The sequence below is a fragment of the Streptomyces beijiangensis genome (genome assembly GCF_017315755.1).
GTDB classification, from domain to species: Bacteria; Actinomycetota; Actinomycetes; order Streptomycetales; family Streptomycetaceae; genus Streptomyces; species Streptomyces beijiangensis.
The window spans coordinates 1-477 of record NZ_JAFLRJ010001061.1 but is presented as its reverse complement, the minus strand read 5'-3'; the positions used below and the strand labels follow the sequence as shown (position 1 = coordinate 477).

Genomic DNA, 477 nt, shown 5'->3' with positions numbered 1-477 from the left:
TACGCCGTGGCCAGCCAGGGCTGTTCGGCCTCCGCGTCCGCGTCGAGCACGGGCGGGGTGAAGAAGCCGCTCACCCTGCGGGCGGCGTCGGCCTCGCGCCGGAAGCGCCCGCGGAAGTCGGGCGCCTCGGCGTACTCGGGCCGGATGACCTTCAGGGCGACCAGGCGCGACCCCGGAGACCTGGCCAGGAAGACCCGGCCCATGCCGCCCTCACCGAGGAGCTGGAAGATCTCGTAGGGGCCGATGCGGCCCTGGAGCTGATCCGGGCGGCGCTGGCCATCCGGCTGCGGGACAGCGGTGGGCGGCCGGGTGACGGTGGGCCGCTGGGGGTACGGGGGCACCGGTGTCTGCCCCGCGTCGGGGGCTGCGGTCTTCGGCTGAGCGGCTGAGGGTTGGGGGGCTGAGGGTTTCGGGGCTGCGGGTTGCGGCGGCCATGGGACCCTCGGGTCCTGGCCGCTGGATGCCGGTGTCTGCACT

At 75.1% G+C, this 477-nt stretch carries 1 pseudogene; it reads right to left on the bottom strand.

Annotation, left to right across the window (positions count from 1 at the left end):
* A pseudogene (locus J0695_RS40540) lies at window positions 1-341 on the bottom strand (serine/threonine protein kinase); the annotation flags it as partial.
* Between the last annotated feature and the right edge of the window lie 136 nt (window positions 342-477).